Origin of the sequence: Salinivibrio sp. ES.052, assembly GCF_900141775.1 — a bacterium.
Taxonomy (GTDB): Bacteria; Pseudomonadota; Gammaproteobacteria; order Enterobacterales; family Vibrionaceae; genus Salinivibrio.
The window spans coordinates 1,177,659-1,200,743 of sequence record NZ_FSRI01000001.1 but is presented as its reverse complement, the minus strand read 5'-3'; the positions used below and the strand labels follow the sequence as shown (position 1 = coordinate 1,200,743).

The 23,085-nt window shown below is 49.6% G+C and carries 15 protein-coding genes; 8 read left to right on the top strand and 7 right to left on the bottom strand.

Translation table 11 applies throughout. The features are described 5' to 3' along the window. Window positions 1-74: 74 nt before the first annotated feature. The 3 genes from BUQ98_RS05535 to BUQ98_RS05525 all read right to left on the bottom strand — a co-directional run bounded on the left by BUQ98_RS05535 (window position 75) and on the right by BUQ98_RS05525 (window position 6,622). A complete protein-coding gene (locus tag BUQ98_RS05535; protein ID WP_074212868.1) occupies window positions 75-2,504 on the bottom strand; it encodes a M9 family metallopeptidase in 2,430 nt (809 codons plus the stop codon). Between the two features lie 124 nt (window positions 2,505-2,628). Then, window positions 2,629-4,428 carry a Na/Pi cotransporter family protein gene (locus tag BUQ98_RS05530; RefSeq protein ID WP_083605212.1) on the bottom strand — a complete coding sequence of 600 codons (1,800 nt, stop codon included), beginning with the start codon at window positions 4,426-4,428 and terminating at the stop codon, window positions 2,629-2,631. A gap of 181 nt (window positions 4,429-4,609) precedes the next feature. Beyond that, complete coding sequence (locus tag BUQ98_RS05525; protein ID WP_074212866.1) at window positions 4,610-6,622, bottom strand: M4 family metallopeptidase; 2,013 nt, start codon at window positions 6,620-6,622, stop codon at window positions 4,610-4,612. A gap of 212 nt (window positions 6,623-6,834) precedes the next feature. On the opposite strand from BUQ98_RS05525, the gene BUQ98_RS05520 reads away from it, so the two are divergent. From BUQ98_RS05520 to udp, 5 genes are all read left to right on the top strand, one after another. Next, window positions 6,835-7,665: a DUF2927 domain-containing protein gene (locus BUQ98_RS05520; RefSeq protein ID WP_139294644.1), complete on the top strand. Its 831-nt coding sequence runs from the start codon at window positions 6,835-6,837 to the stop codon at window positions 7,663-7,665. A gap of 138 nt (window positions 7,666-7,803) precedes the next feature. After that, window positions 7,804-8,220, top strand: coding sequence for a CBS domain-containing protein (locus BUQ98_RS05515; RefSeq protein ID WP_074212864.1), 417 nt, complete (start codon window positions 7,804-7,806; stop codon window positions 8,218-8,220). A gap of 499 nt (window positions 8,221-8,719) precedes the next feature. Next, the gene (gene gltS, locus BUQ98_RS05510) at window positions 8,720-9,946 is read left to right on the top strand and encodes a sodium/glutamate symporter (RefSeq protein WP_074212863.1); all 1,227 of its coding nucleotides are present in this window, start codon (window positions 8,720-8,722) and stop codon (window positions 9,944-9,946) included. A 184-nt stretch (window positions 9,947-10,130) separates the two neighbouring features. Next, window positions 10,131-12,437 carry a zinc/cadmium/mercury/lead-transporting ATPase gene (locus BUQ98_RS05505; protein WP_074212862.1) on the top strand — a complete coding sequence of 769 codons (2,307 nt, stop codon included), beginning with the start codon at window positions 10,131-10,133 and terminating at the stop codon, window positions 12,435-12,437. Window positions 12,438-12,665: 228 nt separating this feature from the next. Then, window positions 12,666-13,427: a uridine phosphorylase gene (udp, locus tag BUQ98_RS05500; protein ID WP_074212861.1), complete on the top strand. Its 762-nt coding sequence runs from the start codon at window positions 12,666-12,668 to the stop codon at window positions 13,425-13,427. Between the two features lie 116 nt (window positions 13,428-13,543). Here udp and BUQ98_RS05495 read toward each other — a convergent pair whose 3' ends face one another. Both BUQ98_RS05495 and yccS read right to left on the bottom strand, forming a co-directional pair. After that, complete coding sequence (locus BUQ98_RS05495; protein ID WP_074212860.1) at window positions 13,544-14,713, bottom strand: Card1-like endonuclease domain-containing protein; 1,170 nt, start codon at window positions 14,711-14,713, stop codon at window positions 13,544-13,546. 248 nt (window positions 14,714-14,961) lie between these two features. Next, the gene (gene yccS, locus BUQ98_RS05490) at window positions 14,962-17,220 is read right to left on the bottom strand and encodes a YccS family putative transporter (RefSeq protein ID WP_074212859.1); all 2,259 of its coding nucleotides are present in this window, start codon (window positions 17,218-17,220) and stop codon (window positions 14,962-14,964) included. 244 nt (window positions 17,221-17,464) lie between these two features. Here yccS and helD point away from each other — a divergent pair, with 244 nt between their 5' ends. After that, entirely contained in the window at window positions 17,465-19,540 is a 2,076-nt protein-coding gene (gene helD / locus BUQ98_RS05485) for a DNA helicase IV (protein ID WP_074212858.1), read from the top strand. A 65-nt stretch (window positions 19,541-19,605) separates the two neighbouring features. On the opposite strand, the gene BUQ98_RS05480 is transcribed toward helD, so the two are convergent. Then, entirely contained in the window at window positions 19,606-20,061 is a 456-nt protein-coding gene (locus BUQ98_RS05480) for a methylglyoxal synthase (protein ID WP_074212857.1), read from the bottom strand. 330 nt (window positions 20,062-20,391) lie between these two features. Here BUQ98_RS05480 and BUQ98_RS05475 point away from each other — a divergent pair, with 330 nt between their 5' ends. Both BUQ98_RS05475 and BUQ98_RS05470 read left to right on the top strand, forming a co-directional pair. Next, window positions 20,392-20,877 (top strand): hypothetical protein, encoded by a 486-nt coding sequence (locus BUQ98_RS05475; RefSeq protein WP_074212856.1) that lies wholly within the window; start codon window positions 20,392-20,394, stop codon window positions 20,875-20,877. Between the two features lie 29 nt (window positions 20,878-20,906). Continuing rightward, the gene (locus BUQ98_RS05470) at window positions 20,907-22,022 is read left to right on the top strand and encodes an endonuclease/exonuclease/phosphatase family protein (protein ID WP_074212855.1); all 1,116 of its coding nucleotides are present in this window, start codon (window positions 20,907-20,909) and stop codon (window positions 22,020-22,022) included. Here BUQ98_RS05470 and BUQ98_RS05465 read toward each other — a convergent pair. Further along, window positions 22,019-22,891 carry a ferric iron reductase gene (locus BUQ98_RS05465; protein ID WP_074212854.1) on the bottom strand — a complete coding sequence of 291 codons (873 nt, stop codon included), beginning with the start codon at window positions 22,889-22,891 and terminating at the stop codon, window positions 22,019-22,021. The genes BUQ98_RS05470 and BUQ98_RS05465 overlap by 4 nt on opposite strands. Between the last annotated feature and the right edge of the window lie 194 nt (window positions 22,892-23,085).

Below are 23,085 nucleotides of genomic sequence, written 5' to 3'. Positions count from 1 at the left end.
CCACTCGGCGGTGGCGCTTAATAACATGGTGCTTAAAGCTTAAAGCTTAAAGCTTAAAGCTTAACGCTTAACGCTTAACGAAAATAAACACGCACATCGGTTTGGCTTCGGCTCCCGTCGCCAGCGAGTAGCAAGTGCAGACGTTGCTGATCGCTTAAATCGACTTCGATGTACTGGTTGCTCCCTGGCACTTCAGAGGCGGCGTGGTTTTGCGCTTGTGTTGGCCAGTAATCTTCAGCAGCGAATACGCTCACGTCGCCCGCGTCACCATCGGCCATGACCCACACTTGGGCCTTGGTCGCGCCTTTAGGCACATCGGCATACAGGTAACGACGTTGATAGACGCTGATGCTATTAGGGCTGGCGACGTTCAGTTGCGTTGGGCGCAAGTCATCGGTGCCAGCCGGTGTTTCTGGCTGTGGTTCTGGGGTTGGCTCAGGTTGCACTTGGCCTTCAGCATTGACCGCGACTGTGACATCGGTAAAGTCACCGCGTCCGGTGACACTTAAGGTATAGCGGCCTGGTTCTACATCATTAAGCGTCACGGTTTCATGACTGGTTGGATTCCACTCGGTGGCATCAAAATCGTAATAGTGCGCTTGGCGACCTTTGGCCACGTAGAGATCCGCGTTTCCTTGCCCCTCAATGCTAAATGTAAGCGCATTGGCAGGCTGGGCAATATCAATCTGATACAGATGCTCACTGTACGCTTGTCCGCTAATGGTGACGGTCTGGCCTAGAGACAGTGTTGTTACTTCTGGCTGATCTGGCTCGGGATCAGGACGAGGTGGCTCACCGTTATCGGTGTCTTCCAGAGTGGTCAGCCACTGCGCGAATGCGTTGTCATAGCGATGACCATAGTCTTTGACTAAATTTGCCCACTGCTCGAACTTTCCTGTACGTCCTGCTGCAAGCAAGGTATCAACTGCTTCTGGATGCTGCTCAAAGAGGAAGCGGACGGCCAAGTATCCCCAGCGATACACGCGGTTCACATCATGCTGATAGGTGGTGGCAAAAACGTCACTGAGTGAATAGCCGCCTTCTTTGCCCAAGCGTATTGCTTCGGCATAGTCATCACCATGGGCCATGTATTCCGCAAAGCCTTCTAGCCACCACACGGTATGGCCGTGGCGAAGTACGTCGTTAAAGTCGCCGTACATGTTAAATCGGCCGTCGAGATAATGAACGTACTCGTGTTCGAGGTTCCAAATCGAAAGCGATTGGCCGTTGTCATTCCGGTACGCGATAAAACGGGCTTGGTTGTCTGGTTCGGCGGGGTTGCCTTCTAAGTATTGGCCGCCATTATCGGTTGAGTTGCCAAACAAGAATGATGAATAGGTTTTGTAATCTGTGGGATTATCAAATACCACCACTTCAACGCTGTCGTTCAGATCATCCGTTACCGCTTGATAGCCGGAGTTCACGGTTTGATGGAAGGCGACTTCTTTTTGGTGCAGGCTCTCACACGCTTGTTGAGATTGTGCTTGTGTCATGCTTTGTGAGCGAATGATTGCAGGGCCGTCACATTGGTGGCGATAAGGTACCACTTTAGCTTCCAGTGTTGCTTTTGCATCAGACAGACCTAATTCGGCCATTTTGTCGGGGGCGTAAGCATCCACCATTTCCACCATGCCAACCCAAACCGCGTCGTTTTTACCGCCCAGCGGGAAACGTGGCAAAAGGTCGCGATAATGGCTAATCACACGCTCTCTCACGCTGGCTTGTGGGGCGATTAATAGACGGCCCATTTCACGGACGGTATTAGATACCAATAATGCACCATGGTCGCTGTCTGACAACGCTGGGTTGTCCACCACAAATTGATAGAGGCGGTCAATCAAGGAGAGATCGGCGGCTAGCACATCGTAAAAGACTTGACGAGACTGGTGACCGGCCATCGCGCGGAAAAGGTTGTTGAGTGCGTCAGCGTAACGGCGTTCAGATAAGCGATCTTGCTTGAGGTTTTCAAGTAGCTGAATTTGTAAATCTAAGGTTTTCGGTAAGCGCTTAATGCTATCGGCCATTAGCGTTAAACCGTGTAATGCATCGGTCTGAGCGTCACCTTTGGCGGTGGCATAAGGCGAGCGTAGGAATGCTTGTATAGCACCCGCAAGGCGGTCATCTAGTGTGTCGGAAAAGTCGGCGTTCGTTGTATCAGCATAAAAACGGACATAGTAGGCCGCGCGCACATATTCAGCCAGGTTAGCGATTTGGCGTGCTTGGGCTGCTTCACCCTGATAATTGGCTACGGTTTGTGACAAGCGTTGTGCCACTTTGCTGACAAAATCTTCTTGATAGACGCTGTTATAACGAATGGATGTGGTGTCGTACCAGCTGGTAAAACAACTGCGGTCGGCACTCATGATCGCTTGTACGGGGGTGTGGCTCGCCGCTAAATCGGCAATATTACACTGGGCGTCAGCCCATGCACTGGTGCTACTGAGCACGGTGAGCGCCACTAGCGCCGATAACGGTTTGGGTCGTGAAGGGAATAGTGTAGACATTTCAGGCTCCTAGATTGATTTAGGCGGAGCCGTTATAACGATTTTACAGGCAGCATTGGATTATTAAGCCCAAAAATTAGGGCTTGGTTCCGTTTTATTTTTGTTATTAGTTACTCATTCAGCATTATGCTTCTTTTCCTCTCAGGTGTATTTTGGCAATCCGTTTTGTCACTGTGTACACCCGCTTCAACGACTCGGTCCACTCCATTTCGACACTAAATAGCTGTAAGCGATTGGCATCATGCTCAACCAGCCGTTCTGCCTGATGGGCTAACACTTTATCTAGCAAAGCGTTCAGCGCACGTTTGGTATGTAGTACTTGCTTGGCTCGTTTATTATCACCACGTCGAATCGCATTCACGCTATCAAGTAACGCGTGTGTTACTTTATCTTGGATTTCATCCAAGGTCGTGCGCATTTCATGGCTGATATTGATTTCCGCATGCAGTGATTTATCCATAATCGGTACTAAGGTGTCGGCAATGAGATCAGCAATGCTTTCAAGTTGGTCTGTGATACTGATTAACGCAATCTGGCGATTGCTTTGAGCTTCAGTCAGCGGCTCTTTGCGCAGATGCCCCAGATAAAACAAAATATGACCATGTAAAATATCAACTTGGTGCTCAAGATCATCGATTTTCTCTAGTGCTTGTACCGCGATCTCTTGTTCTTCCGGTGCCGCCAGTTTGGAGGTTAACGGTGGAAGCGTGTGCATCATGTTACAGACCCGACGACCGACTCGGCCTATCTCAAGTTGCGCCTGATCCATTGCAATATCGGGGGTCATCAACAGTTCTTTCGACAGATATTTTGGTGAAACTATCGGGAGCTCGCTAACAGTCGGCTTGTATGTTTTAGGCACGATTTTTTTTGCTAACCATACGAAGCCGCCAACAAAAGGTAGCATGATCAGTGTATTCACAACGTTGAATAAGGTATTGGCATTGGCGATTTGACGTGGAAGCTCTGCACCTAATCGCTCAACCCCCGTCAGATCGGGGTGACTAGGAGATAGAGCAATACTCCAGTCACTTAAGACGCTGATCAAGGGCAACCAAATCAACACCCCGATAACATTGAAGAGAATATGTACGCTAGCGGTTTGCTTCGATTCACGCGATTTACCAATGGCGGCTAACAAGGCCGTGACACAGGTCCCTACGTTAGCGCCCATGGCGAGTGCTATCCCGCTTTCTAATGAAATAAAGCCTTGTCCCGCCAATACGATCACAATCCCAGTTGTGGCAGAAGAAGACTGCACTAACGCGGTAAATAAAGTGGCAAGTAAAATAGCGAAGAAAGGATTGTGCATTTTCGCCATGGCATCGATAAAGGGCTGATAATCGCGCAGAGGTGACATCGCCTCACTCATCACATTCATGCCAGTAAAGATCAACCCTAACCCGAACAGCATTTTACCGTATTGCTTGGTTTTATCGGCTTGCGCGGTGAATTGAACTAAAAAGCCAATGGCGACCATGAGGTAAGCAGCTTGTGTGATTTTGAAGGCGACAATCTGCGCAGTGACTGTTGTGCCAATATTGGCGCCCATGATCACGCCAGTGGCTTGAGCAAGTGACATTAAACCAGCAGAAATAAAGCCAATCAAAAGGACGGTCGTGACCGAGGAAGATTGAATGGTCGCGGTGACGCCGGCACCGGTAAAGACACCCGCGATACGATTCGTGGTGAGTTTGGCTAACAGTGTTTTTAAGCGACTCCCAGCGGCATTTTTAAGTGCATTAGACATTTTGTCCATGCCATACAAGAAGAGCGCTAACCCTCCTAGCAATCCCATGATCATGGTGGGAGAGTGAATCGAAGACGTACCTGTTTCTGCGGCCCAAACGGCGGCGGGGATGAGGAGTGAGAGCGCGACGAGACTACGCCAGTGCCAAACTGAAGAGAAAGGAGTTATTCGCATCAACCGTATCCATGTGTCTTAATTATTCACTAATAATCATTAACATAGATGCAAATACATAGTAATGCGAATGCGATAAAAAGATGTCAGGAATAATCGCGGTCGGATCACAGTACTGGCGTAACCCTTGACGATGGAGATAATCATAAAGCGGCCGGGATTGTGCCGACCGCGATGAGAGTTAACCTTGGCAGCTGCCTTGATACTGCCAAACCCATTGGTTAGTGAACGGGTCGATGCCCCAATTGTCTTGTGAAGCTTGGAACATATGCCCTTGATACTGAACAGTGATACCTGCTGGGTAGTAGTTGTATCCTCCCCAACTTGGCATGTTGGTACAGCGGTTAGTCTCAACCCTGCGATCGTCAAGACGCGCTAAAACGTTGGTGGCATAATCATGTGCGCCAACAACCGTGACATATAAATCCATCCCTTGAATTTGGCTAAAACCACAGTATTCTTCATTGCCCGCGTTCGTTGAGGCACAGTCGTTGTCATTGACGGTAGCGGGACGACCCACCGCGGCATACAAATCGACCTCTCCGTGTCCGCGATAGGTTTGTAACCAAACCGTACCGCGAGGTGCATTTTGGACCACGAACTGATAAGCGTTACCCGCATTTCCTTGGATTTGTACCGGCTGGTCGATACTAAGTGGTATCACTTCTGGCTCAGGTTGTGGCTCTGGATCCGGCTTGGGGTTTCCTCCTGAACCTTGGCAGCCCTGAGTTTGAATACCTACTTCAGCAAAGGCTTGGCTGACTGCGCCGGCTGGGTAGTTTAACGCTTTTGCCGCTTCACAGATGCCTTCAGCGCCTTGCTGGAAGCTGGCATTGGGACGCCAATAAAGCTGGTTCGCTGTCGCATATGCCTTAAAAGCTTTTTTGATGTTCCATTGTTCGCTGGTGGCGAGATGATAAAAGGCTTTATTGAAAATGCCAGAACTAAAGTGCACATCAATGCCAGAGTAGTAGCGATTCACATGACCTATCGAGCGTCCATCTTGGCTTGGATTGATGAAATAACGCATCGCCTCGCTATGCTTCATCACATCTTCACCCATTTTCCAGTTAAACTCGCCAAACACATACTGACCCAGGGCGGCTGCAGCGACATCCGAGAAAGACTCATTCATGCCACCGGACATGCCTCGGTACTCAAGCCCTGAGTTTTGCTCGGTAAAACCATGGCTCACTTCGTGAGCAATCACATCCCAAGTGGTTAGGGGATACATGCTGCGATTACCGTCGCCAAAAGTCATTTGCTGACCATCCCAGAACGCATTGCCATAACCTTGGCCGTAGTGGACGCGCATAGTGAGTTTTTGCCTGATAGGGCGAATGCCAAGCCAGTCTTGGTACATATCAAATACTTTCTGACCAAAAAACTGCGCATCATTCATCGGTGCATACGCACCATTAACTTGACGATAAGTGTTTTGCGGGCAATTAAACTGATGAAGGTTTCCGCCCCACTCGCGGTTATCCATGTTTAGTGTCATCACATTCGGGCTGTCCATCTGGCAGGAGCGGTTGACTTGAAAGCTGCCTAGTTGGGTATTGGGGCCGAAGTTGAAGCGACCACTTTTTTGGTTACCACCAGGACCGCCAGCGTCAAGATGGGCGATGCCTTCCCAGCTATCTAGAATATCGCCAGATTTCGCATCAATAATTTTGATCGGGCGAGAGGGCTGGCCATTATCACTGGCGAGATAATCAATCTTGTAGACGAGGCGTGCTGTTTGTTGTTCATCCAGCCAAATCAGTAAATCGGTGTTTGCATCTGTTTGGTGAAAGTGGCGATTGCTTTGGCCTGTTTGGCCCTGAGCAATGGCGATGGCGATGGCTTGTTGCTGATTAATCATCGGCAAGGTACTACCAAGATCTTGCTCAATGCCAGTGACAACGTCACCATCTACGCTTGGCGCAAAGCCGCGTGCGGCGGTATTTTCGACTACCGAATAACCATAAACGGGGACACCATGATGCAGCTGCTGCTTGCGCACTAAGGTTTTATTATCTATTTGAAGGCGTGATTGTTCACGAAAGCTGAGTGCCGGCGTTGAGGCCATCATTGCCCGTGATGGATTATCGTTTAATGCGGCGCTCAAATCTAAGCTTGATGCGTCGACCACATTGGCGGCCTGGGCTGATATCGCCAATGGAAGGGTTAAAGCAAGTAGCGTTTTACGCATAGTATCCTCGTTACAGCGTGAAAGATTGTTGCTTACTATCCACAGGCGCTTGAAGTGTGAAATCTGATCAATGCTAGAGTGCGGATCTGGTTCAAAGCCTGTCTAGAAAAATGGGATAACCCTTCCAGATTTTCCTATAGGGCATAGGAATTCAGGTACTGTTATTATTGGCCCCATCGCCATAGTTGTAGCCAGAATGGAGACAATATTCTTTGTTTGCGACTATGCTCAATAAAGCGATTAATGCTGGGAGTGATGCCGTGTATCGTCGATGGTGGCAGAGTTTGATTTTATTAGGATGCGTGTGGGTGGGATCGGCTCACGCTAATGGGCAGGCGTGGCAAGCGCCTGAATACATCCTTGATGCCTTCTATCGGATTGCATTTAAAAGTGAATACATTGAAGGAGAGCACGGTATTCGCAAATGGCAGTCTCCTATTCGTTATCATGTTGCTCATCCGATTAATGAAAGTGAACTGCATGATAATTTAGTGTCGTATCACCTTACCCATTTGCGCAACATTACAGGGGTGGATTTTATCTCGACGGATATCCCCCAACGTGCAAATTTGTCGATTGTATTTACAAATCATGCTCGCTTTTTAGACGACGCTCGAACACAGTTTGCGACATCAGATGTCACACCGTTAAAAAATGCGGTATGCGCCGCCAACTTTAAAGTGGATGAGCAAGGTGTGATTCGTTATGCCGCGGTGGTGATCCCTGTTGATTTAGCGCGCTCAAAAGGGAAGTTAGTCGCTTGTGTCGTGGAAGAGCTCACACAAGTCATGGGGCTACCTAATGACGATGATCGTGTATTTCCCTCTATTTTCAATGATCAAACGCCTGAACAGCTACTGACTGGCCTAGATAGTTTATTACTGCAGCTGTTGTACCTAGATACTGTGAAACCAGGCCAAGATTGGCAGACGACTCGGGAAATTATTCGGCCCGTCATCGCCGAATGGGCTCAAGATGGCACCATCGATAATGCGCACAGGACGGTAAAATCAGGGGAATTGTACCCTCTATTGGGTTGGTAGTTATCCGACAAATAGAGTGGGACAGTGATTGGTTTGCGCAATTACACAAATTGTTAAAAGTGATTTAGACATTTCGTGAACTTCGACAACACTTAAAGCACAAGACAGAATAATGTCATGACAATTAAGGGAGGCGACATGGAGTCGATCACAGTCAAAGATTATATGAACAAACGGCCTGTCACGTTTTCACCGGACATGCCGCTTTCTAGTGCGCTGGAAAAGTTGCTCCGTAGTCAGCAAACCGGTGGACCCGTCGTCGATGAAAGTAAGCGCTTGGTGGGATTTATTTCTGAACAAGATATGTTGCAGCAGCTACTACGAGATAGTTATCACTGCCAAGATTCTCATGCGGTATCCGACTGCATGACTACGAACGCCCTAGCGGTGTCATCGGAAGACAGTATTATTAAGTTGGCAGAGATGATGGCCCCGACTAAACCCAAACTCTATCCCGTGGTTGATGAGGGTAAACTTGTCGGTATTATTACTCGTCGCGATGTGCTGCGAGCAATCAGTATGCAGATGGGAGAGTGCTTAACTCACCCTGTTTGATCGCCAATTCCCCGCTTACACCTTACTGCCCAATCAGTAAGGTGTTTGGGCTTTATTCCTCCACTCCCCATCTTTAGCCTTCTCATTTCTTTCCAATGGTCTCTTTGCTAGCCACGTTTATTTAACGCCGGCGAACAAGCTCTGAACAGACGTAAAGTTGAGCAAAATGCGCGCAATTTTCAATCAGCACGACCTGCTGATAACTTGCCTTTTATTCTTGATATTTCAATAACTAAAACCAATATCGTGATAGATAGTTCGATTATTGATGCCAAATTTAAGGTTTTCTGCTATTGTGCCGCCCATTGGCAAGCTGGTGGTCTGCCACGTAGATAGAGAGATTAGTCTCTTGTCACGCTGTTAATACGATAAGCAGGATGCTGGAATATCGTAGAGGTTTGATGGCCAGCATTGACGTCACGACGAAATAAAATGAGGTAGAAACAAAGGTTAAATTGGACGATCAGGGATGACGAGGTGAGAGAAACAAAGAGGTTATATGTATCAACTCAATTCTATTGGTGCGTTAGAGTCATTCTTGATTGCTATCAGTGTGCTTTTTCTTGGCCATTTCGTTAATTCAAAAATCCCATCACTTAAACGGTTTAATATTCCTGAGCCAATCGTCGGTGGGCTTATTATCGCTTGTGTTATATCTTTTCTTCATTATAACGGCATCGATTTTAAGTTTGATTTGCCGTTAAAAAACACCTTTATGTTGATGTTTTTTGCCACTGTTGGACTGGCGGCGAATTATAAACAGCTGGTGAAAGGTGGTTTAAAAGTATTTTGGTTTCTCGCCATCGCGTCTGTTTATATTATTATTCAGAACGCCATAGGCGTTAGCTTTGCTTCACTGCTTGGGCTAGATCCTCTTATGGGGTTAGTCGCAGGATCAATTACGCTTTCTGGTGGCCATGGTACGGGTGCTGCTTGGGCGCAAATTTTAACCGAAGAATACGGGATTCAAAGTACCTTAGAGATAGCGATGGCCTCGGCGACTCTCGGCCTGGTCATCGGCGGGATAATCGGGAGTCCCGTTGCCCAGCGTTTGATTAATAAACATCAACTTGAGTCTGAATATGGGCGTGGTACCACCACTCACGAAAAATATCCTGAACTCGTTACCTATAATGAGAATGAAGAAGATAAAGTCACCGCCAAAAAAGTGATCGAAGTCCTCTTCATTTTATTACTCTGTATCACGGGGGCTCGTCACTTGTCTGAATGGATAAGTGGGTTTGATATCCAATGGCTAATGGTACCTGATTTTGTTTACGCGTTATTCTTAGGTGTGATCGTTACAAATATCTTAGAAGTGTTTAAACTCCGTAAGCTTGAATCAGAAACGATAGATATGGTGGGGACAGTTTCTCTCTCTTTATTCTTGGCCATGGCGTTAATGACTCTGAAATTATGGAATATTCTCGACTTAGCCGTTCCATTTTTAATTATCCTGGCAGTCCAATCGGTGGTGATTGGGCTATTTAGTTACTATGTGACGTTTAAATTGATGGGGAGCAATTATACCGGTGCGGTGATTGCTGGCGGGCACTGCGGCTTCGGATTGGGCGCGACACCCACAGCGGTGATGAATATGGGATCAATTGTAAACCGCTTTGGCCCAGCCCCTCAGGCCTTCATGGTGGTACCGATTGTGGGTGCGTTCTTTATCGACATCGTGAATCTTATCATTCTGCAAGGCTATATCTTTGTGATTCAGTAACCGAACACACGCTCGTGACCGATTAACGCCCAGCCATAAACGAATGACTGGGCGTTTTTTGATCATAGCTGTTTTTGATCATGGCTATTTTTGATCATAGTTATTATGTGCTTGACTCTGGAGTAGGCTCCAACCCTTATACTGCAACCATCACTTGTCGTGACGACCTAATAAGGAATCAAGTATGTGTAAGCACTGTGGAACACATCATTGTCATCAACCGCACCATCAAACCGCGTCTCAACCCGCCCAAGAGGTGAAGAATACCTGCCAAGACACGGGCTGCTGTGCTAGCCATCAAGATGGAGAGGGAAACGCTGGCGAGGATGACCCCGATAGGCTGCGTGATCATGATTGCTGTGAGCCCGCCTCGTCGGATGAACCACCTCACCTAACTCCCTCATCAACTACGTACGAGTGGGCTGTAACGGGGATGGATTGTCCAAGCTGTGCGGCGACGCTTGAAAAAGCCATACACGCGACACCGAGCGTGGAACAGGCTCAGGTGCTATTTGCCACCGAGAAACTGCGCGTCGTACTGACGCCAGATACACCCACGGGGACGCTCTCAGCGATAAAACAAGCCGCTAAACAGGCAGGTTTTCCCTTGGTTGAGCTTCATCAAACACCCGCGGTGCTAACCGGTTGGCAGAAGTGGCGTGATGAGGCGTTATTGATTGGACTCATCGTCGTGATGGCGATGGCTTGGGGGGTGCACTATTGGTCTGCCTCATTCTCAAGCCTGTTATTTACAGGTGCCACTATTATTGGGTTAGCACCGATTGTATTTAAAGCGGGACGACTTGCGCGTCAGGGATCACCGTTTTCAATTGAAACATTAATGAGTATTGCGGCATTAGGCGCCTTGTATTTAGGAGAAACGACCGAAGCCGCCATGGTCTTGGTACTATTTTTAATCGGTGAACGATTAGAGGGATATGCTTCGTCACGTGCTCGTGATGGTATTCAATCGCTGATGGCCCTGGTACCTGAAACGGTTACCCGCATCAACAAACATGGCGATCGTGAGACGGTAGCCGCGAGTGCATTAAGACCTGGAGATGTCATTGAGATCAGTGCTGGTGAACGCTTACCTGCTGATGGGCAATTAATGGAGTCCGCCGCCAGTTTTGACCAAAGCGCACTCACCGGTGAGCCCATTCCTATCGATATTGAGGTTGGGGACAAGGTAATGGCAGGCAGTTTGGCCACTGATAGAACCGTGGCGCTCACCGTCACATCGGCTCAAGGGGAAAATGCCATTGACCGGATACTGCATTTGATTGAGCAGGCTGAGTCGAAAAAAGCCCCCATTGAACGTTTCATTGATAAGTTCAGCCGCTGGTATACCCCAGCAATGATAGGCTTAGCCGCGTTGGTCGTTATCGTTCCACCGCTGTTCTTTGCCGCAAGTTGGCAAGAATGGTTATACCGTGGCCTCGCTCTATTATTGATAGCCTGCCCGTGTGCGTTGGTGATTTCGACACCGGCGGCCATTACCTCCGGCCTGGCGACGGCTGCGCGCCGAGGTGCGTTGATCAAAGGGGGGGCCGCACTGGAAACCTTGGCGAGTATCAATGCTGTGTCTTTCGATAAGACGGGGACGCTCACCGAGGGTAAACCGATGGTGACAGATGTGCGCGCCTGGCAAGGTGAGGAAACGACGCTACTGCAAGCGGCAACCGCCATCGAGCGTGGTAGCCATCACCCATTAGCAAAATCCTTAGTGTTGTATAGCGCCGAGCGTGGCATCTCGGTACCCGAAGCTTCGCGTATCCAAGCGAATGCAGGGCGAGGAGTGCAAGGTGTGGTCGAGGGACAATCAATCAGGTTAGTTGCGTTAGACAAAGTGGGTGAGTCGACCTTAAACCACGCGCAACAGCAAGAAGCCAAAGCTGTCGCCGCACGCGGTACTACAGTGGCGGTGGTGATGGTGGATGATCAACCTTATGGCATGATTGGTTGGCGTGATAAGTTACGCGAAGACGCACGTGAGGCGATTGAGCAGTTGCGTGCGATGGGTATTCAACCTGTGATGCTCACTGGCGACAACCCCACATCAGCGGCTGAAATTGCCGGAGAGCTGGGGATTGATTATCGCGCCGGTTTATTGCCAGAGAACAAGGTAGAGGCCGTTGAGGCACTGGCAAGCCAATATCGCATTGCTATGGTTGGAGATGGCATCAACGATGCGCCGGCGATGAAAGCGGCACAACTTGGGGTGGCCATGGGAAGTGGCACCGACGTTGCGTTAGAAACAGCTGAGGCCGCATTAAGCCATAACCGGTTGGTGGAGTTGCCAAGAGTGTTACAACTGGCGCGTGCCACCCAAGCTAATGTACGGCAAAACATCACGATCGCATTAGGGCTCAAAGGGGTATTTTTGGTGACGAGTGTACTAGGGATTACCGGGCTCTGGGTGGCGGTGTTGGCCGACAGTGGGGCCACCGCACTGGTCACATTGAATGCGCTACGTTTGTTACGTGACTAGTGCCAAAAACCAGGACAGCATCTGCCTGTTTTTGCCTTTATAAAGTGATAGTGATCTCTAAATTTTGAAATCTGTAAGACTTAATAGTGCAATAGGTCGATTATGGTCACATAAAAGGCGTAAAATTTGGGTATCCTAAACACATAACCGATAACGAGTTCAGGCCTACTCAAGTAGGCCTTATGTCATTTTTAATGCTGATGAAAGCATTCAGCGAGGAGACTCATGATGTCTGATACCCCTGTATTCCACCTTGGCGTGACAAAATCGGATCTGCAAGGCGCAACGGTTGCGATTATCCCCGGTGATCCAGCGCGCGTTGAAAAAATCGCGAACTTGATGGAAAACCCAACGTTTCTTGCTGCACAACGCGAGTACACCGTGTATCTAGGTTGGATCGATGGTAAGTCCGTCGTGGTATGCTCAACCGGTATCGGTGGCCCATCAACCTCTATCGCGGTCGAAGAATTGGCACAATTAGGGGTGCGTACCTTCCTGCGTGTTGGTACCACAGGGGCGATCCAGCCTGACATTAATGTAGGTGATATGATTGTGACGACGGGCTCAGTCCGTCTTGATGGTGCCAGTACCCATTTTGCTCCGATGGAGTTCCCTGCAGTTGCTGACTTTGATGTCGCGACAGCAATGAAAGCCGCCGTAGATGAAGATGGTGCAACCGTACACACAGGTGTCACCGCCTCCAGTGATACCTTCTACCCGGGCCAAGAGCGTTATGACACCTTTAGTGGTCGCGTCGTTAGTCGTTTCCAAGGCTCGATGAAAGAATGGCAAGACATGGGCGTGCTGAACTTTGAAATGGAATCAGCCACATTGCTGACCATGTGTGCCAGCTCTGGTCTACGAGCGGGCTGTGTAGCAGGTGTAATTATCAACCGCACACAAAAAGAAACCCCAGATCACGCAACCTTGAAAAAAACGGAAGCGCGCTCAATCAAAGTCGTGGTAGAAGCGGCGCGTAAGCTCCTGTAAAAAGTTAGGCTTTGTTATCCTAAAAATAAACGCGGTGCCCGAGGGTGCCGCGTTTTTTATGGATGACTCACGATAAAAGTCATGCGGTGTTGCTCACAACATGACATCACATTTGGTTAGCTGGTGCGCACAGCAATGGTCCCACCAGCGGCAATAAACCAGTCGTAAAGATGCGTCCGAAGGTTGGCCAGTTGATCGGGGCCAATAAGGGCCAAACCTAAGTCTGTGCCACGCGTAATATCATGATGGCGCAGCGGTCTAAAGCTCACAAGCATGGCGCGTGCTTGTAGGCCGCCAAGCAGATCACGTAATGACTCTAGCTTATACAAGGTGTCATCGCCATCGCTAGACATGCCTTTGGTTTTGCACTCGATAATGTGGAGTTTATTGTTAACCACCATGGCAACATCTAATTCATTGCGTACTTCACGTTCGCCAATTTGACGGTACACTTGCAAAGAAAGCGCGCTATCTTGAATGGTCGGCAGTTCTTTTTGAATTGACGTGACGGTGTGATGAACATAGCTTTCTAGCCATTCGCCGTTAGCAAATCGGCGGGCTTCTTCACAACTAAATGTGAGGATCCCCTTTTGGTAATTCGCTAATCCTGCCTCTGCGAGATCATCAAGCAAAATACCCAGCTCGCGATAGCCTTGTTGTTTTTCACTCAGGGCAACATCTAGGCGCTGTTCTTTTCGGCACGTTGTCGCAAGATAGTTCAAGGTTGCAAGACCTGGGCCTAGCTCATGGGCATTGCTGGCCCATTTCTCCCCTAAACGATAAATATCATTGGTCAAGCAACCCGTAACATTATGATCTTCGTGCTCGCAACGGGCGCCAAAAATAGTCAGATATTCGGTTAAGCTTATATGATCTTCCACTTGTTGCTGCGGAAGGCCATCAGGGTAGAGCCAACACAATTCGTCGCTATAAGGTTCAATAACATAGCTCGGCCATTGGTACGTTCTAAACACTTCATAAGCCGACAATAATTGATGGCGTAAGCCACAGCTCGCGTTAAAAAGGATGTCTTCAGAAGAGGGACTGAGCTGCTCGGCAAGACGTTTGACTTGGCGTTTGACTTCACGGATGTTGATGTCATCAGAAATCTCAAAAAACTCTGTCTCAATCCCTTTCGGGGCAAGGACACGGGTGAGACGTTCAAACTCAAGATCCTGTTCAAGCGTTCCGATTAAGATCAACTTACTGACCGGTAATTGCTGATGCAAAACGGGTGTAACGAGGCGGACTGGGTCCGAGTCGATGATTCCTACATGAATAGCCATAAATGCTCCGGGCGGGCTACGCGGCGGCAATGGGCCGCTTAATACAAGTATAGTTGCCAGTCTCAACAGGTGGCGTAACTATTAATATCCGGTCTGAACGTCAAGCTTTCAACCGTTAACGACGTAAATAAGTGTAATTTAACAGAATGCTGACGTGCAGAGTGAAGTGTCAGAGGGTAAACGCCATGGTGCTGCCAGGCGGTGAACAAGGCCAAGCCGGCATAGAAATTGGCTTGGCCTTCGCCTACCTAGGCTCGGCTCTGTTTGAGCGCCTGCTGGCGCAAGGTTGACGTGAGCGTTGCTAATTCTGGAAGCATCCGTTGTATCAAGGCTAACTGCTGCAACACCATGCTCAGTGGTGTGTTATTAGTGGCCTCATGGGACGTCGTTTCCGTGATCGTCTCACGATAAGCCGCTTCTACGCTACTCTCTGCTGGTTGACCTGACAGGGCTTTATCGCCTGTTGAGGCAACTTGGGCAGGCTGCTCTACCGGCAGGGTATGGCTAAGCCGCTCAGTTAAATCATTTAGCGATTGATGGATCTCGCGATGTAGCTGCGCCATTTTCTGATGGTTCACTTCATCGTCCATTCGGCTTCGATGGGCTCCAAGTGCCGAAATATAGCTCAACATCGCGTTGTTTAAGCATAAGAACCGGAAGGTTTCTTCAATATTGGTTCGATAACGGCCCGGTTCGACCAACATATTACTGATTGCGGTCGTGAGCTCAGCATCGGCGTTATGGGCGTGACGTCGCGCGATACGGTAAGCGAGATTATCGCGTTTACCGACGCGATATTGAGCGATCACATGGGCGAGGTAATCACGATTAGCTTGTAGTGCCTCGGTCATGATCCCACGCAGGCGGTGAGCTTGCCAATCGGGAAGCACGTAACGTACTGCTGCTACGGCAATTAAGCAGCCGATGACGGTATCACCTAAGCGAGGCAAGATCACCGCAAAACCCTGACCAAATTGGCTAAAGCACATCAGTACTAGCAGGGTGATAAACAGCGTCGCGAGCGTATATTGCACGGTGCGAAATGCGAAAAAGAGCACACCGGTGATCACCATCAAAGCCAGTTGACTGCTGGGATCTGGAAAGAGATAGAGCGCCGGCACGCCGAACAGCAAGCCTGCCACCGTTCCCAGGATCCTTTCCTTGAGTTTACTTCGAGTCGCGGAGTAGTTGGTCTGACAAACGAACTGTATCGTCATCAAGATCCAAAAACCATGTTCAAGCGATAACCCCTGAATCACCCCATAGCCAGTGAGCAACGATAAAGATAAGCGGACAGCATGACGAAAACGTAGCGATTTGAGCGTCAACTGTCGGCGAATTCGATACGCCATTTCACCTAGAGAGCGGGCATCGGGATCGGCTAACTCACTCTCTTGTGTGCCATCGTTTGCCGCCAAGTTACTCAGACTCGCCAGTTGCTGCTCAACCGTTTCTAAGTTTTTATACAAAAAGTCGAGCTGTTGGAGTAAGGCCATACGCGATGGTACTTGTGTCGCCTGTGCCGATAAATACTGCATGGACTGTTTAATCGCCATTAATGCTTGCTGAGCACCTTGAGGGTGATGATAGCGGGCCCCCAAGGATAAAGCTTGTGCCACCTCTCGGCAGGCTTTGGCCTGGGCATTGAGTAAGGCTTCAAAACGAAACAGAATATCAGAGTGGAAAAAGTGTGCAGCGAGATCTTGATAACGATAATGCGACGAACTTACTCGTTCATGAATGTCTTGGGCAATGAAGTACGTCTGCAACAAGGTTTGATGACGTTGCGTTAGCCGGCCGCGTCGCGCGCGAGCTAATAACGATGCTTTCGCTTGGTTAAGCGCGGCCACCACTTGCGCATTTTGGTTGGCGGCGGCAATGCGAGTCGGTTGGGGCACTAATTCTGCCACTGGGTGAAACAGGCTAGATTTCGTTTCCATATAGGTTGCGGTTTGGCGAAACACTGCCGCCAGCCGATGTTGAACCGGACGGTGTGGCCAAATCAGGAGCCATACCAGTGATAAAAGACCATACCAGAGTGCGCCTGACAGCAGCATCATAGGTTGCAACCACATATCACTGCCTTGCTCCATCCCCAGCATGGTGTAAACCGCGAGTAGCAGCGATGCAAACGCAATGGTGCCATAGCGCTCACCAATGGCGCCCAGCATGATAAAGCCAAAACTTGATAGTGTGAGACCAACGGCAAATAGCCAGGGGGTGTCGTAGAGCAGTTCGACCGAAAATGCAGCGACGGTGAAGCATATCAAGGTCACGCCGAGTGCACGAACACGGCCCCAGAAATGATCGTCGACTTCTGCCAGTGCAGAGGCGATTACACCGAGCACAAGCGGCGTGACAATATCGGTGCGCCCCGCATAACTAGCATACAGAGCCACCCCCATTAGCGCGATAAGGACGCGAATACTGTCATTAATTCGATGGTTCGCCCAATACTCGCGCACGGCGAGTGGCAGGAAAGGAATACGTGGCAGAGAAAGAGACATAAATAACAGTGATCGGCCAACAATGTTGGCAAGATAGCAGAAACGGGGTCAGAAACTAAGCCTCATTCGGGCATTTTGTCATAGATTGAGGAAATGGTTGCGGCAGGTCAATTTCAAGGTATCGCCTCCGCGTTTACTTTTGCTGCTAAGTCTAGTGAATTGATTTATCGAGCATTGAGCAGTAGCATGCCAAGCATCTTTCTAGGGCACAGCCTGTGCCTTATTCGCTGAATAACGTATAAATATGAAACTGACGGCCAATCGCTGGGCACAATGGCTCGTTTATGGCGATCATTATAGTCTACAGCTTGAAGAAAATGGCTTACTGCTCGAATCTCGCCACCATCGTCAATATATTCCGTTTTCAGCATGGGACGGGGAACTGACGATATCGAGAGGGTTGCTGTGGGGGACCATTTCTTTAACCGGTTATACCCAAGATGGTGAACCGCGCCCATTTGACGTATTTGGTTTACCGTGGCATCACGCCCAACAAGCAGGACAAACGATTTACCGCCAGTATCAAGCGTATATCACGCGCTACCAAAAACGACTGGCGATGATTCGGCCGTGTTTGTTGGCCGAGTTTGATGCATTGGTGAATGCGCCAGGTTACGTCCGTGTCGCGCAATTACGCACCGCGCAGCAAACGGTATTGAATAAGCTGGAAGGCGAGGGGATATCCGCCTCATTCTTAGCCAATTTGGACGAAAGCCTTGCCACCACGTTAGCGCCTGTGTTGCAGGCCGATTCAAGCTGGCTGAAAGCCCGCAATCAACAGTGGCAAGCGGCGATGCTCAATCTGTGGCAAACGTGGTTTGATCGCATCGAATCATCGCCATTGAATGACGGGCAGCGCGCCGCCGTGCTCACCGATGAATCCCATACCTTGGTGGTTGCGGGGCCCGGTAGCGGCAAAACCAGCGTGTTGGTAGCACGCGCCGCCTACTTGATTGAAAGCGGTCAAGCCAAGCCTGAGCAGCTTTTGTTGCTTGCCTTTGGTCGAGATGCCGCTGAAGAGCTCAAAACTCGGATTAAGACCAAAACTGGCCATGAAGTGAATGTAACCACCTTTCATGGCTTTGCCCGCCAGCAACTTGCTGAACATGAAGGGAAGGCGCCAGTTATTTCTCCACTCGCACGTGATGATACGGCCAAAGCGGCATGGCTGACCCAAACACTCGCCGAACACTGGCAACAGTCCTCTACCCGTAAAGCATGGGACAAATTACATCAGCAGCACGCACTGCCACTTGATGATAATGCTGAGCTCAGCGCCTGTGCCCATGAAAACCGGTTGCACGCCTGGATTTGGTCGCGTCTTTCTCGAGTGATCCAAGCCAATACCACCAAGCGCGCCCTGACCGATAGATTGGCGAGCTTTGATGAGCAGAGTGCGTTAAAAAATGAACTGGCGGTGATTTGGCCGTTGTACCAAGCCTACAAACAGGCGCTAAAAGCGGAGCAGGCGGTTGATTTTGATGGTTTGATCGTAAAAGCCACCAAGTTATTTCAGCAGCGAAAATTCGTCACGCCTATTCAGTTTGTGATGGTCGATGAGTATCAAGACATCTCCCCAGCACGATTGGCGATGCTCGAGGCACTGTGTCACGGTAAAACGGACAGTGAAACCCAATCACCACGCGCTTCCTTATATGCCGTGGGGGATGATTGGCAAGCCATTTATCGCTTTGCCGGAGCCGACGTCAGTTTAACCACCGAGTTTGCACAGCGTTTCGGTGACAGTGAAATTTGCTGGCTGACCACCTGTTATCGCTATCCGTCTACCTTGGGGGATGTGGCACAACAATTCATTGGCCAAAACCCCAAACAGCTCAGCAAACAATTGGATTACGCGCGCGATAAGGCATCGGCGAAAACGCCCAAAACGCTCAAGATGATCACGGACGATAAGTTAGAAAAAACACTGGCAAGCTTAGAAAAAAAGCATGCTAAGGCGGCGCAAGCTGTGAGTGTGATGCTGATTGGTCGCACGCATGCCATCCGTCCTGACGCACTAGAAAGCTGGCAGAATGCGTATCCTTCATTGGCGCTTCGCTATACCACCGCACACGCCAGCAAGGGCCAAGAAGCCCACTATGTGTTCATCCTCGACATGGATGATGGCGTATTTCCCGCCAAGCCTCGTTCGCTCTCACTCGATGAGGCGTTACTGGGAAAAAATGAAGATCCGATTGAGCACGCGGAAGAACGGCGACTGTTTTATGTCGCCCTGACACGCGCACAAAAGCAAGTGTGGCTGGTGCACCAAAAAGGTCATGCCTCATCGTTTGTGGAGGAGTTGAAAGGGTACCTTTAAGAAACGGGAACCCACACTGTTAGCCATAGACGGCGTTAGTCACAGACGGACAGTGTGGAAAAAGATTACAAGCGCTCATCCAAATACGCTTGATAATCGGGGATTTGAATATCCACCTCTTGGCCAAATAGCGGCGACGTAATCAAAAAGCGGGCGGTCGAGCGATTGGTGGCAACGGGAATGTTCCATACCGTGCTGACGCGGAGCAGCGCTTTGACATCCGGGTCGTGAGGCACGGCATTGAGCGGATCCCAGAAGAAAATCATCGCATCAATTCTCTGTTCAGAAATCATCGCGCCCAATTGCTGATCACCGCCCATGGGGCCACTGATCAACGGAGTGATTTTTAATCCAGTTTCTCTTGCGAGTATATGCCCCGTGGTGCCGGTGGCATAGAGTTCATGTTGGCTAAGTACGTCTTGGTTTTCTTTTACCCACTCGCTCAGTGCATTTTTATAGTGATCGTGTGCCACCAAAGCGACGTGTTTGCGTGCAAGCATGGTGCGAGACGTTTGTTTCATAATCGATTCCATCTAAAACAAGGCGGTTACCATCAAACTGAACGATGCAGCTTTTATCGAAGCCTAAATCAATCCAGCGATGAAATATAGCGTACAGCTGACAAACTCGGAATGTTACTTGTTAGAGTTATCACATTATCAATAAAAACATCCAAGCGCATGAAATGAAGCCTATTTTTTCAGCCACTTGTTAATCAAGCACGCAAAAGTAGCGCGACAACTCGTCTAATCAGTCACAAACAGGCTACAGTTAGGTAATAAGGGTCAACAGCCCCTAGGCAAAGGAAGTGCCTATTCATGCAGGAGAGTTTATGAGCAAGGAGTACGCATATGTGGGTGACGCTGGATTTTGAAGCATCCGGTTTGTCGTTAGTGTCTTACCCGATTGAGGTAGGATACGTATTGCCAAGTGGTGATAGCGAGAGTTTTTTAATTGACCCCTCCACGGCCAGTGGCCATTGGCATCATTGGGACCAAGACGCTGAGCATCGTATTCATGGCATCTCTCAAGAAAAATTACTCACCGAAGGGACCAGCGTGCTGGCAGTATGTCAGCACTTAAATCAAACGCTAGCGCCCTTTGATCATGTGCTCTGTGATAGCCAGTGGGATTTGTTTTGGATGGGACGGCTTTACAAAGCCTGTTATATGCGTCCTTCCTTCACCTTGATGGAGGTAAATCAGTGGCTAAAAAAGCACAGTGACTTAGATCGTGGTGACTTTAGCCGTGAAATGGAGGCTCTAGGGCCGGCACCGCACCGTGCCGTAGAAGATGCACGCCAAATTCGTCGCGCGCTCGATAGCTTGTTAAAATAGCATTCCTATCAGCATATTAGTGGGATGTCATGACAACACCTTCGACCCTAAGGTTTGCGCAATTTAACCTGTCTTTGGCTGGGCGCAAGGTCGGCGACATAAAATCGCAGATGTTGGCACCAACGCCGAGTCGGCAAATTAAAAACCTGGCTGCCACCTTACAGCGCCTGCGACCCGATGTGGTGGTGCTTTGCGAGTTTGATCATCTAGGTGACGGCGGCGATGATGGTGCGCTCGCCGCATTTTGTGAGCGTCATTTGGCCGAGCCTCAGCACGGTGAAACCCCGATTGATTATCCGTATCGTTACTTGCCGGCTACCAACACTGGCCTGAAATTGACGGTGCCGGTGAGCGAGAACAAACGCTTGAGTGATGCCCAGCAGTGTCATGGCTTTGGCGATTATCACGGCCAGTTTGGCTTTGTGATCTTATCGCGTTATCCCATCGAAGATGCCGCTATACGCACTTGGCAACATTTTGCGTGGCATCAGTTGCCTCACCATCAAATCCCCGCAGAGTATTACACCGAACAAGCACAACAGGCGCTACGTCTCGCCTCGAAAAACTTGGTTTCAGTGCCGATTTTGGTTGGTGATGAACGAATACAAGTGGTGGCCTGTCATCCCACACCACCCGTGTTTGATGGACCGGAGAAGCGTAACTGGCGGCGCAACAGTGATGAAATTCACCAACTGATTGGCCTTTTGGATAACGCTGATTGGCTGGTGGACGACAAGGGCGCCCACGGCGGGCTTTCCTCCGAGACGCCGTTTGTGGTGATTGGCGATTTAAATGCAGATCCGAGCTACGGTGATGGGGATAAGCAAGCCATTGGCGCCTTGCTTCACCATCCGCGTGTGCATCCCGAGGTTGCTGTCGGCACGCTGGTGCCAAAAAGTGAGGCGGCACAGTCTCACGCGTTTCGCTTTATCGATGGTAAGGGGCGGGCAATTGCTACCCATAACGGTGGGTTGCGTCTCGATTACGTCTTGCCTTCACGAGATCTAGCGGTGTTAGCTTCCAGCGTATTTTGGCCTGGATCTAATGATGCCGACTACCCACTGATTTGTGATAAAAACGGCCAAGAGCATGCGCGTGCTCACTCCGATCATCGTCTTGTCTGGGTCGATGTGGCGCTGAGTTAGCGAGGCTGCGTGTCCAGTGCCACGCCTTCACGCTGATACGCGACTTCCGCGAGACGTTTAGCTTGTTCGTCAGGCTTTAAAAAGCAGCAGGTTGAGCAATAACTGTGTTCATCCACGGTAAAGATCCGGCAGCAGCCGCCGCGCAGACGGAAGCTATGGGTTTGCAGCACGGTTTGGGTGTCATTCGGATCGTAGACGGTCACATCGTGAAAACCACTGCGCTTGCTATAAAGCGGGGTGCCACGTTGATGGACGATCGACAGCGCCGTGTCACGTGCGGCCTGCTCACAATCACGATGTTTACCCACCATCAAAAAGGCAATACAGATTGAATCGGCAACCACTTTCCAAAGTGGCCCCTCACGCATACCGCTTTGTTCCGCGACCGCATCAACGATGGGCGAAAAGTGACGTAACAACGCGCCGTGCAAAATAGTTAGCCACTCTTCTGCCGCAGGTTGTTTCCAGCCAATCAAGGCATTGAGATAAAAATGTGGCTTGTGATAAACGAGCTCCTTGCCATTCGGTTTAGTGACACGGGTAGGCTGGTATTTTACGTGCCAGTTATCAAGGTCCAGCGAGGGAAGCTTTCCAGCCTGTAGCCAGCTGGCAAGCACTGGAAGCAAAAACTCATAGGCATAGGCGCCGATAAAAAGTGTGCCTTGGGCACGGCTATCTGCATTGCCATAGGTCGAGTTCACCGCGGCAAAACATTGCGCCAGTCCTTGATGTGTGGTGAGTTGTTCCCGAAGCGACACGCCTTGCACATCATCAGGGATCACTGACAAGCCTAAAGCGGTGGGGAAAGGGGACAGTGCAACCGCGGCAGGCAGTTGTGGTGCTTCAAAGCAAGGATCGGCCGCGTTCATCAACACTCCTTATGATTGGCGCCTAAAAGGTGAAATTTAGCATGCGCAGCAATCAATTGTAAGAGTGATTCGTATTTAGATGTCGAGGCGCTGTCGTAACGATTGGGGACAAGGTGTTGTAGAGGAAGTGATTGAAAAAGAGGCGGAAGGCCGCCTCTATCTATGTTTATCTATGTTTTCCGTGTCATTCACGC